Annotated in this window: 14 protein-coding genes; 8 read left to right on the forward strand and 6 right to left on the reverse strand. The window is 47.7% G+C overall.

Features of this window, described 5'->3' with window-relative positions:
- Positions 1-270: 270 nt before the first annotated feature.
- The 4 genes from Q0R17_RS12945 to ppsA all read right to left on the reverse strand — a co-directional run bounded on the left by Q0R17_RS12945 (position 271) and on the right by ppsA (position 6,012).
- Complete coding sequence (locus Q0R17_RS12945) at positions 271-690, reverse strand: hypothetical protein (protein WP_293935713.1); 420 nt, start codon at positions 688-690, stop codon at positions 271-273.
- Between the two features lie 9 nt (positions 691-699).
- Positions 700-1,944 (reverse strand): hypothetical protein, encoded by a 1,245-nt coding sequence (locus Q0R17_RS12950; RefSeq protein ID WP_293935714.1) that lies wholly within the window; start codon positions 1,942-1,944, stop codon positions 700-702.
- A 299-nt stretch (positions 1,945-2,243) separates the two neighbouring features.
- Positions 2,244-3,446, reverse strand: a complete 1,203-nt coding sequence (locus Q0R17_RS12955) for an aspartate aminotransferase family protein (protein ID WP_293935715.1) — start codon at positions 3,444-3,446, stop codon at positions 2,244-2,246.
- Between the two features lie 196 nt (positions 3,447-3,642).
- Positions 3,643-6,012, reverse strand: a complete 2,370-nt coding sequence (gene ppsA / locus Q0R17_RS12960) for a phosphoenolpyruvate synthase (protein ID WP_293935716.1) — start codon at positions 6,010-6,012, stop codon at positions 3,643-3,645.
- Positions 6,013-6,333: 321 nt separating this feature from the next.
- On the opposite strand from ppsA, the gene Q0R17_RS12965 reads away from it, so the two are divergent.
- From Q0R17_RS12965 to Q0R17_RS12990, 6 genes are all read left to right on the forward strand, one after another.
- Positions 6,334-7,152 (forward strand): pyruvate, water dikinase regulatory protein, encoded by an 819-nt coding sequence (locus Q0R17_RS12965; RefSeq protein WP_293935717.1) that lies wholly within the window; start codon positions 6,334-6,336, stop codon positions 7,150-7,152.
- Positions 7,153-7,472: 320 nt separating this feature from the next.
- Positions 7,473-8,186, forward strand: coding sequence for a septum site-determining protein MinC (gene minC / locus Q0R17_RS12970; RefSeq protein ID WP_293935718.1), 714 nt, complete (start codon positions 7,473-7,475; stop codon positions 8,184-8,186).
- Positions 8,187-8,211: 25 nt separating this feature from the next.
- Positions 8,212-9,021, forward strand: coding sequence for a septum site-determining protein MinD (gene minD, locus Q0R17_RS12975; protein ID WP_130107571.1), 810 nt, complete (start codon positions 8,212-8,214; stop codon positions 9,019-9,021).
- A gap of 2 nt (positions 9,022-9,023) precedes the next feature.
- A complete protein-coding gene (gene minE / locus Q0R17_RS12980) occupies positions 9,024-9,302 on the forward strand; it encodes a cell division topological specificity factor MinE (protein WP_293935719.1) in 279 nt (92 codons plus the stop codon).
- A 184-nt stretch (positions 9,303-9,486) separates the two neighbouring features.
- Positions 9,487-10,290, forward strand: a complete 804-nt coding sequence (map, locus tag Q0R17_RS12985; RefSeq protein WP_293935720.1) for a type I methionyl aminopeptidase — start codon at positions 9,487-9,489, stop codon at positions 10,288-10,290.
- Positions 10,291-10,398: 108 nt separating this feature from the next.
- Positions 10,399-10,674: a hypothetical protein gene (locus Q0R17_RS12990; protein ID WP_293935721.1), complete on the forward strand. Its 276-nt coding sequence runs from the start codon at positions 10,399-10,401 to the stop codon at positions 10,672-10,674.
- Positions 10,675-10,709: 35 nt separating this feature from the next.
- Here the strand turns inward: Q0R17_RS12990 and Q0R17_RS12995 are convergent, their stop codons facing one another.
- Positions 10,710-11,294 (reverse strand): hypothetical protein, encoded by a 585-nt coding sequence (locus Q0R17_RS12995; RefSeq protein WP_293935722.1) that lies wholly within the window; start codon positions 11,292-11,294, stop codon positions 10,710-10,712.
- A gap of 322 nt (positions 11,295-11,616) precedes the next feature.
- On the opposite strand from Q0R17_RS12995, the gene Q0R17_RS13000 reads away from it, so the two are divergent.
- A complete protein-coding gene (locus Q0R17_RS13000; protein ID WP_293935723.1) occupies positions 11,617-11,868 on the forward strand; it encodes a hypothetical protein in 252 nt (83 codons plus the stop codon).
- 173 nt (positions 11,869-12,041) lie between these two features.
- The gene (yfcF, locus tag Q0R17_RS13005) at positions 12,042-12,677 is read left to right on the forward strand and encodes a glutathione transferase (protein ID WP_293935724.1); all 636 of its coding nucleotides are present in this window, start codon (positions 12,042-12,044) and stop codon (positions 12,675-12,677) included.
- Positions 12,678-12,996: 319 nt separating this feature from the next.
- Here the strand turns inward: yfcF and Q0R17_RS13010 are convergent, their stop codons facing one another.
- On the reverse strand, positions 12,997-13,497 hold the full coding sequence (locus Q0R17_RS13010) for an ATP-binding protein (protein WP_293935725.1): 501 nt from the start codon (positions 13,495-13,497) through the stop codon (positions 12,997-12,999).
- Between the last annotated feature and the right edge of the window lie 180 nt (positions 13,498-13,677).

The following is a 13,677-nucleotide window of genomic DNA, read 5'->3' on the forward strand; positions in this document are numbered from 1 at the left end:
AACTCAGGCAAAGACAAGCCTTTTTGCATCTGAATGCCATTGATGGGCATGATCCACCTCCGCAAAACAGAACGTTCGTTCACTTTACGCCGCGCGAATGGCTAAATCAAGGGATCCTGAGCAAGAGACATAATCAGGTAAGATAATCAACATTAAGGGATATAGCCCATAGGGGCGCAGCAAGCAACGCCCCTACGGTATATTGGCTGATATGAAATATATAGATATTTTTTAGCAAGCGGCATAATCAGCAATAGTAATCTCCTTAAATTAACGACTTAAATCCAAAACCACTTTAACTTTAGCGCTTACTTTCTTTTTATCGCAATAGGCAATAAAGCCAACATGATTAGCCACCATATCTAAAATGGCATCCGTATCATCAACAGGGATAGGTGGTGCAATCTGCCCTGAGAATTTTAATCTTGCCCAGTAAGCATCCACATCGGCCAATTCTTTATTTAACAAAAATTTATAAAATTGCTCACGATCAGATGGAGGGGAAACAACATCAAGTGGCACTGCATTTTGCCCAGAAGGGAACTTACGATAACGCCCCATAAAAATATTAACCACTTCATTTTTACTCAGCTTTTCTACGCCGCTATTAGGATGGACAATCACCACCCAGTCCGCCGCAAAAGCAGCGTGACTTAATAGCAAAGAAAGTAAAAAGGCATAGATTCGCATTACATTGCCTTAAAAAATATAATCTAATGTCAGGCTATAAATTGTGGCATTTCCATTCCAACCGGGCTGTTTATTTGCCCATTGAAATGAATCTCTACTTTGCACTTTATCTATTTGAAATTTTAAATCCAAATTACGCATAACATCATAGCGAACACCCATAGAATAAGTGTGTTGGTCATCAATATAAACTCCTTGCACATTTTTAATAAATGCATTCAATTCTGAAAACATCGGCACATCAGGTAAGCCAGGATTTTTGTTGACTCCCAAAGTGAAAATTTCAGAATATGCCGCAAAAGGAGTGAATTTCCCTATTCGATAACCAAGAATAATATAACCCGCATCATTATCAGGATAAGCAATCGTACTAGCGAATAAGCGGCGAAACATCAGTTGAATTTGTAATGGCCCATTGTCGTAAATCGCACCCGCCGATAAAAAATCAATCTGTTTTCCTTTGATCATAGCCGCATCAGCAAAGCCCGCCAAGCTAGGGTTAATGGCATTAATTTGGGGTGAGCGTAAAATAGCTAATGGCACATCAAAGCCTGGCACTTCATTTTCTAAAGTGAGTTGAGCGTAACCGCCCCTAAATTGCCAATTTTGCCATTGGTAATCTAAATAGCCGCCCCATACCAAGGAGCCTGCCAAATTAATGTTGCCCTCAACACCATTTAAGGGCAGCTTTTCTTTTGCTTCTCCAATAAATACTTTTGCAGTGACAATCCCGTCCCCTAATGGCTGCCGAAACACTAAATCAGCACCATCTATAAAACTAATAGGCAATCCGCCGTAATAATCAACGGGCGGGCGAACGGGTAAATAGGAATAGCCCACATGCTGTGAATCGGCCTGCATATACACATCAAAACCGAGCCGCCCAACGCGAGCTTGCACCGTTTCATTTGGCGCATATTTAACAAAAGCCCAACTAAAATCAGGAGTAAATGTATTGTCATAGCGACGTAAATTGGTGACTTGCGCAGTGGCAGAAAGCGACTCATTAACACGCAGGTCAAACTGAAGGCCAAGCCTAGAGTCCACCCCAAGATCAAAGCGCTGGGTATAGCCTACCCCTTTGCGTTGGGACAAATCACGTAAAAAGTCACCTTGATCGGTGCTGTTATACACGCCTCCCAACGTTGCAAAACCACTCCATGATAGTACGGATTCTTCTGCAAACGCAGGCAGCACCGTAGCGAGCTGCAGGCATCCGTACATAATCAATAGTGAAGTGATTTTTTTACTCATCTACTTGTAGCCTGTTGAACTTACCGCCCTAGCTTTCAAAAAACCATCAGCAAACAAGCACTTTAGCTTGCAGCGCTCCTCCCAAGCCCCTCACTTCAGGCTGACACCTACTTGAAGATAGCTAAGAAGTTAGGAACATCAAGGTTTTCCTGAGAAATGAGACATGAATAGCACGCCTGCTTTTATAGGCTTAGGCAAACTTACACCGCAGCAAGCCTTATTGAGCCCATCCACGCAAAAAAAACGACTCAAAGAGTCGTTTTTTTAATTCAAAGCGAATGATCTAACAATAGAAAGGCTTATGCAATAAACGCAGCTACCGCACGCTCGAACCTATGCATGGCTTCTTGAATATCTTCATCAGTAATCACCAATGAGGGCGCAAAGCGAATCACATTTGGGCCTGCCATTAAAATCATCAGGTTTTCTTTTACCGCTAAATTAAGCAGATCTTTCGCTCGGCCAGCAAATGTGGGGCTAAGCTCCGCACCAATCAATAAGCCCATGCCGCGAACATCCGCAAACACCGCATATTTTTCATTGATTTGATTGAGGGCAGCCACAAACAAGGTACGCTTAGTTTTTACCCCAGCCAATACGGCAGGAGTGTTCACCACATCTAGCAAGGCATTACCCACGGCACATGCCAGAGGATTGCCTCCGTAAGTGGTGCCATGCGTACCTACGGCCAAATGCTTGGCAATATCGTGAGTAGTGAGCATGCAGCCTAGTGGAAAGCCGCCACCAATACCTTTGGCGCTGGTTAGAATGTCTGGCGTTACGCCGTATTCTTGGTACGCATACAGGCTACCGGTGCGGCCTGCGCCGCTTTGCACTTCATCAAAGATCAGGAAGGCATGGTGTTTATCACACAATGCCCGTACGCCAGCGATAAATTCTGCGGTAGCGGGCACAACACCGCCTTCACCTTGGATGGGCTCGATAATCACACAAGCGGTGTCATCATCGATCAGGGCTTCAAGTGCGGCTAGATTATTGTATTCAAAGTATTCAATACCCGCTGGTTTTGGGCCAAAACCATCCGAATACTTAGGTTGGCCACCCACGCATACGGTAAAAAAGGTACGGCCATGAAATGAATTGAGCGCGGAGAGCACTTTATGTTTTTTGTCACCAAAGCGCTCAATAGCCGCGCGGCGAGCCAGTTTTAGCGCAGCTTCATTCGCTTCTGCGCCCGAGTTACAAAAGAACACCCGATCTGCAAAAGTAGACGCCACCAATTTTTGCGCTAAATCCAATGCGGGCTCATTGGTAAACGCATTGGATAAGTGCCACAGTTTGCTACCCTGCTCATTTAAGGCAAATACCAGTGCGGGATGGCAATGGCCCAGTGCATTAACGGCAATGCCGCCAGTTAAATCCACATACTCTCGGCCATCTTGATCCCAAACTCGGCTCCCTGCTCCGCGCACAGGTACAAAGGCGGCAGGGGCATAATTAGGGACCATATATTGGTCAAAATCGGCGCGGGTATGGGACATACGAGTATTCCTTTTTCTTAAATAAAAAGCGGCGAGCTACAATCGTAACCCGCCGCTTCTATTTTGTTCAAGATGAAAGCTGTTTTCTTCCACGAAAACCAGCAAAGCCACAAAAAAACACAGAAAATAGAGCAAAACACGCCATATCATTCTGGTTTATTCGTAGCTTTTATACTTTTTGTGGACAAATCAAACTTTAAGCTGCTTTACCTGCTAGATACAACCAAGTTTCAACCACGGTATCAGGATTCAGCGAGATGGTTTCAATGCCTTCTTCCACCAGCCACTGCGCAAAGTCTGGATGATCTGATGGGCCTTGGCCACAAATACCCACGTATTTATTGGCTTTGCGGCAGGCTTTAATCGCCATCGACAACATCGCTTTCACGGCATCATCGCGCTCATCAAAGGACAGCGAAACAGGGCCGCCAGAATCGCGATCAATCCCTAAGGTCAGCTGCGTCATATCGTTCGAGCCAATCGAAAAACCATCAAAGAATTGCAGGAATCGATCCGCCAGCACGGCATTGGCAGGAATTTCGCACATCATAATCACGCGCAAACCGTTGTCGCCGCGCTTCAGGCCGTTGCGCTCGAGCAAATCGATCACGCATTCGGCTTCTTTGAGGGTGCGCACAAAAGGGATCATGACTTCCACATTGGTCAGGCCCATTACGTCGCGTACTTTCTTAACCGCGCGGCATTCAAGCTCAAAGCAATCACGGAAGCTCTTATCCACATAACGCGCTGCACCACGGAAACCGATCATTGGGTTTTCTTCGTGCGGCTCGTATTCCGCACCGCCGATCAAGTTTGCGTACTCATTTGACTTAAAGTCAGACAAACGCACAATCACTTTTTTGGGCCAGTAAGCGGCGGCCAGCGTTGAAATCCCTTCAGCGATTTTATCCACATAAAAATCAACCGCACTGCGATAACCCGCAATACGCTCTTCAACCTGTGCTTTTAGCTCAGGCTGCAAATGTGGGTATGCCAGCAGGGCTTTCGGATGCACACCAATCATGCGGTTAATAATGAACTCTAAACGCGCCAAGCCTACGCCTTCATTAGGCAATTGGCAGAATTCAAATGCCAGCTCAGGGTTACCCACATTCATCATGATTTTAACGGGCGATTCAGGCATTTGGCCGAGCGAGGTATCCATGCGCTCAAACTTCAAGATCCCTTCATACACATTGCCCGTGTCACCTTCGGCGCAAGATACAGTGACCAAGTCACCATCTTTTAAGACACGTGTTGCATCGCCGCAACCAACCACGGCAGGGATGCCCAACTCACGTGCGATAATCGCCGCGTGGCAGGTACGTCCGCCACGGTTGGTTACGATGGCAGAGGCGCGCTTCATGACCGGCTCCCAATCTGGATCAGTCATATCAGACACCAGCACATCGCCGGCTTCAACCTTATCCATTTCAGAAACATCACGAATCACACGCACGCGGCCCTGGCCAATTTTTTGCCCAACAGAGCGGCCTTCAGCCAGTACCTTGCCCGTTTCAAGCATGCGGAACTTGGTGAGCTTCTCAGCATTGCTTTCTTGCGATTTCACCGTTTCTGGACGCGCTTGCAAGATATACAGCTTGCCATCAATCCCATCACGGCCCCACTCCACATCCATGGCGCGGCCATAATGCTCTTCAATAATTAAAGCGTAGCCTGCTAGCTCTTCTACTTCAGCATCGCTAATCGAAAACTTGCTCCGCTCGCTTGGGGCCACATCAACCGTTTTAACGGACTTACCCGCCACTGCTTCTAGATCGAATTCCATCTTGATGGCTTTGCCACCTAAGTGGCGGCGCACAATCGCTGGGCGGCCTGCACGCAGCGTGGGCTTATGCACATAAAACTCATCAGGATTCACCGCGCCTTGCACCACGGTTTCACCTAGGCCATAAGACGCAGTTACAAACACCACTTGATCGAAGCCGGTTTCAGTATCGATAGTAAACAACACCCCAGCCGCGCCCAGATCCGAGCGCACCATGCGCTGAATACCCGCCGATAGCGCCACCAGCTTATGATCAAAGCCTTTATGCACACGATAAGAAATAGCACGGTCGTTATACAGCGATGCAAACACTTCTTTCATCGCCACTAAGACATTTTCAAAGCCACGAATATTCAAAAATGTTTCTTGCTGACCGGCAAAAGACGCATCCGGTAAATCTTCGGCTGTAGCAGAAGAGCGCACAGCAACGGTTACATCGTCGCCAAGCAGTTTATAATGCTCATTAATTTCAGTTTCCAGCTGCACTGGGAACGGTGTTTCTAAAATCCAAGTGCGGATTTGCTTGCCCACAATGGCAAGCTGGCGCACATCATCCACATCTAAGCTGCTCATGGCCGCATCGATACGATCGGCCAAGCCTTGATGGGCTAGAAATTGTCGATATGCCGCTGCGGTAGTAGCAAAACCACCGGGAACAGACACACCTTTTTCTGTAAGCTGAGAGATCATCTCACCGAGCGAGGCGTTTTTACCGCCTACTTGTTCTACATCGTGCATACGCAGATGGGCGAAATCGATCACATAGCGTTCGGACATGGTGCGGGCCTCTTAAATGTTGCGTTGCGATAAACTGAGTGCATTTTAGGCTGAGAGCGCTAAGAGACAACTCAGGATAATCCATTACAGGAAAATCCATTACTTGCAGTGAAGCCCTTACTAAATGGGCTGCTAGCAAGGCAGAGCCTAATAAGATAAAGACAGATTTTTGGTGTTTTTGAGCAAAAAGCTTACTATTAACGGAAAAAAACGTGCAAAACAGAGCGTAAACCCGCTTTTTTTGCAGCTAGAAACCTCTTTCAATAGATGGCAAGCCAAAATAAACGGCAGGCCTACACACACAATATTTGGAGATTTACGATGCGTCGCACGGCTTTCTTTGTCTCCGACAGAACTGGTATTACTGCCGAAATGCTCGGCCACTCACTGCTTACCCAGTTTGAAGACGTGACCTTTCACCGAGTCACCCTGCCTTATGTCGATACTCCTGAGAAGGCGATAGAAGTGGCTTTGGAGATTCGTAAGCACTCCGTCATTGATGGCTGCAGACCATTGGTTTTTAGTACGGTGGTTGATCCGGTTATACGTAAGCTAACCCATGTGCCTGAAGCTTTAGTCATCGATTTCTTTGAAATGTTTATCGGCCCACTTGAAGCCGAGCTAGGTCAAGACTCATCACATACGGTGGGTAAATCGCATGCAATTGTTAATTTTGAAGAATATAAAAATCGAATTGACGCGGTTAATTTCACACTTAACCACGACGATGGCGTGATGCCACGCGATCTTTCTGAAGCAGATTTGATCTTAGTGGGCGTCTCAAGATCAGGAAAAACACCCACTTGTCTCTATTTAGCCCTGCAATTTGGGATAAAAGCTGCCAATTATCCACTGACACCCGAAGATTTTGGCAACCACACTATGCCAAAACTACTCCTTCCTTACCGCAATAAATTGTTTGGTTTAACCATTGAATCTGAGCGATTAACAGAAATCCGTGAAGAAAGAAAACCAGACAGCAAATATTCATCCATTGAAAACTGCCGCTTTGAAATCGCCGAAGCCGAAGCGCTGATGCGCCACGTGGGCGTGCCCTATCTCAACACCACCCGTATGTCGATTGAGGAATTGGCCACCACCATCATGCACCGCACAGGTTTAGTACGCCGCACCTACTAAAAAGTGGGGACGGTTAATCCACTAAAAACACGAAATAAAACCAATAGACAACAAGACGGCTATTTATTGCAGGCAGTGCATCGCTTATATCTAAACCAGTCATGCGATCGCTTCTCTTTGTGTATTTCGTGTTTTCTGTGGCTAGCGTATTGTTTTGCTTCAGCGAAGCAAAACAATCAAGGGAGGGTTGTAAATTTGCTTGCACTATTCCCACGATTATTCATTCATTTGTGCTTACGCTATAACACAGCTTCCTTGCCGTTGCACTACACGGTAAACTCGAGCCCTCAACGATCAACGCACTTACTCGGCTTACTCGCATGACACATTCGGCCTCTGATTTAGACAGTATTTTTGAGTTTAAAAGCAGCAGCATCAAACTCCTGTCTTTTGTCCCCGCCACACTAGACCCCAGCCGATTAGAAGCCGCACTCTTTGAAAAGCTAGGTGGACGTGAGCATTTTCTGGCCGGCGAGCAACTTATTATTGATTTTAGTAGCTTACCTGAGCTGCCTTCAGCACTAGAAGTTGGCACCTTAGTTAAGCTTTTACAGCAATTCAGCCTTTTACCCATCGCCGTACATGGCGGCAATAGCGATCAAAAACTCGCAGCGGCATCTGCAGGTTTGGTTGTTTTGCAAGATGATTCACTTTCTACCCCCATTCCCACCGCCAATAAAGCTGCACCGCCGCCACCTGCGCTGGTGATTACGCGGCCAGTACGCACTGGGCAGCAAGTTTATGCCAAAGGCGGCGATTTAATCGTGTTGGCATTGGTGTCCGCAGGAGCTGAAGTGATTGCTGATGGCAACATTCACGTCTATGCACCTCTGCGTGGCCGTGCGCTAGCCGGTGCAAAGGGTGATAATCAGGCCAGAATTTTTACTACCTGCATGGAGGCCGAACTCGTGTCTATTGCAGGCATATACCGTTCTTTACAAGAAGATCTACCCGATTCGATTCGCACCAAGCCAGCACAAATCTACTTAGATCAAGAAAAAATCGTGATCGAAGCCTTAAACGAAACTAATTAAATATAAAGAAATCAGGGGATTTATAGTGGCAAAAATCATTGTTATCACATCAGGTAAGGGCGGCGTTGGCAAAACCACCACCAGCGCCAGCTTTGCCTCTGGCCTTGCTCTGCGCGGCTTCAAAACGGCCGTGATTGATTTTGATGTGGGCCTGCGCAACCTTGATCTAATCATGGGTTGCGAGCGTCGTGTGGTTTACGACTTCGTCAATGTAATCAAGGGTGAAGCCACGCTTAACCAAGCATTGATTAAAGATAAAAACTGCGACAACCTTTATATCTTGCCTGCATCACAAACACGTGACAAAGACGAGCTATCTAAAGAAGGTGTTGAAAAAGTTCTAAAAGAACTAGAACAAAGCAACTTTGATTACATTATTTGCGATAGCCCAGCAGGCATAGAAACCGGCGCATTTATGGCGCTGTATTTTGCTGAAGAAGCCATCGTCGTGACCAACCCTGAAGTCTCATCCGTAAGAGATTCAGACCGCATCATCGGCATTTTAGATGCTAAATCTAAACGCGCCGAAGACGGTGGCACAGTAAAAACGCATCTACTGATTACCCGCTATAGTCCTAAGCGGGTTGATTCAGGCGAGATGTTATCGCTTGATGATGTTCAGCACTTATTACGCATTAAATTGATCGGCGTAATTCCAGAATCCGAAAGCGTGTTACAAGCGTCTAATTCAGGCAGCCCAGCGATTCATTTGGCGGGCAGCGATGTTTCTGAGGCTTACAAAGATGTGGTCGCCCGTTTCTTGGGTGAAGAGCGTCCATTACGTTTTATTGAAACACCCAAGGCACCGTTCTGGAAACGGCTATTCGGGGGTTAAATATGTCTATTCTGAGCTATTTCTTCGGTGAAAAGAAAAAAACGGCGTCGGTTGCAAGAGAGCGTTTGCAAATTATTTTGGCGCACGAAAGAAACGGTAGAAATACCCCTGATTACCTGCCCCAATTGCAAAAAGAGCTGATAGCCGTCATCTCTAAATATGTAGCGATTAATCCAGAAGACATCATTGTTCAACTGGATCGCAAAGATGATTTTGAAGTTTTAGAAGTAAACATTGTGCTACCTGAAAGCAAAAACGCTAAGGTACAAGAATTACGCTAATGTAATCCTCGAAAACCTCTTTTTCTACAGAGCACGATTAAATTGTTCGCCAGTTATATGACTGATCTATCCGACGAGCAATTGCGAAGTAAGACCGGATCGTGCCGCTAGGGTTTTCGAGGCGTCCTAAAGAACACCAATGAAGAGAGGCCACACCCTCTCTTCCTTATTTTGAGGTTCACCTATGTCTATTGTTATTAAAAACGCCGACGATATCGCCAAAATGCGTGTTGCAGGCAAGCTTGCCAGCGAAGTACTCGATTACATCACCCCCTTTGTAGTAGTCGGCGTCACCACAGCCGAAATCGACCGCCTTTGCCACGAATATATGCGTGACGTGCAAGGCACCATCCCCGCACCGCTTAACTACTGCCCACCGGGTTACACGCCTTACCCTAAGGCCATTTGCACCTCGGTCAACCAAGTGGTGTGCCACGGCATTCCTGCGGATAAGCCACTTAAAAGCGGCGACTGCGTAAACCTAGATATCACCGTTATCAAAGATGGTTACCACGGTGACAATAGCCGTATGTATTTAGTTGGCGATGTCACGCCACAAGCGCGCCGCTTGGCTAAAGTCACATACAACGCAATGTGGATTGGGATTGATCAGGTAAAACCAGGCGCACGCTTTGGTGATATCGGCGCGGCCATCCAAAAATATGCCGAAGGTGCAGGCTATTCGGTGGTGCGTGAATTCTGTGGCCACGGTATTGGCACCAAATTCCATGAAGACCCACAAGTTTTACATTACGGCAAGGCAGGCACTGGCCCTGAAATCAAAGTGGGCATGATTTTTACCATTGAGCCGATGATTAATGCAGGCAAACGCGAGATTAAAGGCATGAGCGATGGTTGGACAATCGTCACCAAAGATCGCAGCTTATCCGCGCAGTGGGAGCACACCATTTTAGTAACCGAAACGGGTTATGAGATTCTGACTCAGTCAGCAGGCACCCCCGCGCGCCCTGATAGCTACGCCATCTAAAAGAAATGCAGGGTGGGCAAGTTAGATGCCCACGCGCACATGCCCTCACCGCGCAGGCGGTCTAGGGCTGCTCCCACCCTACATACGATCAATACTCAGGAAAAAACCGTGCTTCTTCTTACCTCACCTTGGCTAATCGGCCTCTTAGTGATTGTTTTTTCTATTGGCGTTGCACTGTGTTTTGTTGGGCTGATGGTGTCTTTGATGACGGCACTGGGCAATAAAAACTGGCTTTGGGCGGCGGGCATGCTAGCTATTTTTCCGCTTGCTGCGGTTTACTGCTTGCGCCGCTGGCAAATTGCCGCATGGCCAGGAAAAATGCTGCTCTCCGGCATGGGGCTGCTTATTCCACCCATTGCTTACTTTTTACTCATGATTAAATAAGCACCTGCCCGTGCCGCACCACAGAAATAAGCGATTTACTGAGGAAACAAGCGATGCTGCGTCAAAGGCACGCCACTCACCTGCGGTGCACAATGACTAGGGAATGCTCCCTTATTGCTTGGCACAGGGATACACTCGTATCGCTGCATCTGTTGCGCCTCTAAGTACCCGCGCTCTCTTGCTGCCCGATCGGCACGGGCCTCTTCTTCATGCTTTGCCTTTTCTAAAGCCTCTGCAAACGCACTTTTTGCAAGTTTCGAGCGTAACGCTTCGCTCTCTTGCAATTCCCTTTCCTTTTTCCCTGGCAAAATATCAGCATTTTTTTCCACACGCAGATGCTTAAACATGCGGCGATCAATCACAACACCCCCCTGCCGATCACTCCCTCGCTGTAGGCCTAATGCCAGCGGAGTAACCAGCTCAAGCTCTGGGTATGCGGCAAGCTCAGTGCCAAGCACATCGTGGGTTTGTGCATTCTCGCCAGTGTTTGCCTGTTGATCTAATGTCTGCCTTGCAGGCGGCGCAGCTGCATCAGCCGCAAAGCTTAGCTGACTAAAACCCAAAGTAAGCAAACCCGCCAAGCAAACACCGTAAGTCTTCTTTTCAAACGAAATAAACAAACCCTAATCCCTATAATAAATACGGCGAATCACGCCATGCTAGATAAGCCAGCCGCCTCACCAAACTGCATTACTAAGTAAGTAAAACAAACGATGACCGTTCACATTACTGCTTTTTATTATGACACTCACCCTTCTCATCTCAAATGAGAACAATTACCAAATAGATGTCATTATTGCGGCATCAGCAAATAAACAAGCAGCAAAGCATCGGAGGATTAAGCCTAGCCATTTAGCCCTTTTTAACCACGAATAAATACTGACAGCACTCATTCAGATTGATACACTGGCCTTACAAAGACATAGCTAAACAGGTGGCCGCATGTACAGCATCAGGCATAGTGAAAAACAAGATATAGAACAGATTCGCCAGCTTTATGCTGAGCCTAGTAACTATTCCGCCACGCTACAAGCGCCTTTTCCATCACTAGAACAATGGGAGGCGAGGCTCAGCCCCACCAATAACACCTATAGTTTGGTTGCCGTACAAGGCACGGAGGTACTGGGGCAGCTGGGTTTGCACCTTGAAAACAATCCGCGCCGCAAGCATGTGGCGAGCGATCAGCCGTATTGAATTATCGGTCTACACCGATAATCTACCCGCCCTCGCCCTTTATGAAAAACATGGGTTTATCAAAGAAGGCCTGTGCAAGAACTATGCCTTTAGAAACGGCCAGTTTTCTGACGTATACATGATGGCAAGATGTAAGCAAACCTAGCCATAACCACTCCAACAAGGATGCCACAATGAGCCAAACGCCTTTTGTACTTTATGCTGAATCTCTTTTTACCAGCCCTTACGCCATGTCGGTCTTTGTTGCGCTATTAGAGAAAGGCCTGCCTTTTGAAATCAAAACACTAGATCTAGACGCGGGCGATCAACAGCAAAATACCTATAGCCAGCAATCTTTGACTAGCCGTGTGCCCACCCTAGTGGATGGTGATTTCTCTTTATCTGAATCTTCTGCGATTACGGAATACCTAGAAGAGCAATTCCCTGCACCGCAATATGCCGCGCTCTACCCCAAAGACGCCAAACAGCGCGCCAGAGCACGGCAGATCCAAGCATGGCTGCGTAGTGATTTGCTACCACTGCGCCAAGAGCGCTCCACCAATGTGGTGTTTTTTGCACCTAACGATCAGCCCCTTTCGGCCGAGGCTCAAGCGGCAGCCGCTAAACTCATCAAAATGGCTGATCTGCTCATTTCTGATAATCAGACATCCCTCTTTACCGAATGGTGCATCGCCGACACCGACCTCGCCCTGATGCTGCAGCGCCTAATCAAAAATGGCGACCCAGTACCAGAAAAGCTCAAGAACTTTGCCAACACCCAGTGGGCAAGGGCTTCTGTGCAAGCGTGGCTTCAGCAAAACCGAGGTTAGGGTCTGTTGACGTTTCATTCACAATTGCGCTGAGCCGGAAAATGGCTAGGCACAAGGCATGCGACGAAGGCAATAACGGGTTATTGTCGAGGAGCATAACGCAGTGAATGGCCATTTTCCGGCCCAGCCCCAAAACTGGGTCAAACGCAGCCGTGAATGAAACGTCAACAGACCCTAGGCACAACCCCGTTATTAAGGGCGCTATTTGCTCAGAGTGCAGCAAGCAGCGCCTGCATAGTTTAGTTCGCTTCCAAGATTTGACCTACATGCACATAGATTCAAAGCCCACCACACATTGCTGGCAAAAAAGATAGCTCGTTCAGGGGCGGCTCGCGCCAGCAGCGGCTAGGCCATCGGCATCAAGCACGGCCACTAAGCTGGCGGCCAATGCCTGTAATGCTGCAAAATCTAGTTCATGTACTGCCTCATTAAGCAACCGCGCAAAGCGTGCATGTGCTGGCGACAAACCCGCTATTCTTCCAGACCAGTCTTCAATCTCAGTGACCTGCCCACCTGCAATCAGGGCATGTAGTTGCCGCACACGCTCAGCAGGCAGCTCGGGGCCCGCTGCTGTAAAAGCAAGCGGCGCGGGTACTTCTTCTGCATGAGCCAAACAGAGGCTAAAATAAAAGCGGCTACCTAGCTGCACAGCACTCTCCACTTGCAGCTCTCCCCCCATGCTTTTGACCATTTGTGAAGCAATGGCCAGCCCTAGACCGTGCCCCTCCTGAGATTCGCTTTGCTCTGCACGCTCAAACGGCAAAAATACCCGCTCATGATCAGACTGGCACATCCCAACGCCCGTATCTTCCACCGCCACTTTCAGCGAAGAGGCGTATGCAGACGTAGGCTGCCATTCTAACTGATGTTACGCAGCCCGCAGGTTTTGTAGTTCCACCAAGGCCTGCTGGGTTGCTTTGATATAGAGCTTGGCGCGTAGCGCAAAGTGGTTAGCTTTGTGCTTGATCTTTAAGCTTTCTAGCTTGAACACCGCGTAAAT

This window comes from Iodobacter sp. (assembly GCF_025352645.1).
Lineage (GTDB): Bacteria > Pseudomonadota > Gammaproteobacteria > Burkholderiales > Chitinibacteraceae > Iodobacter.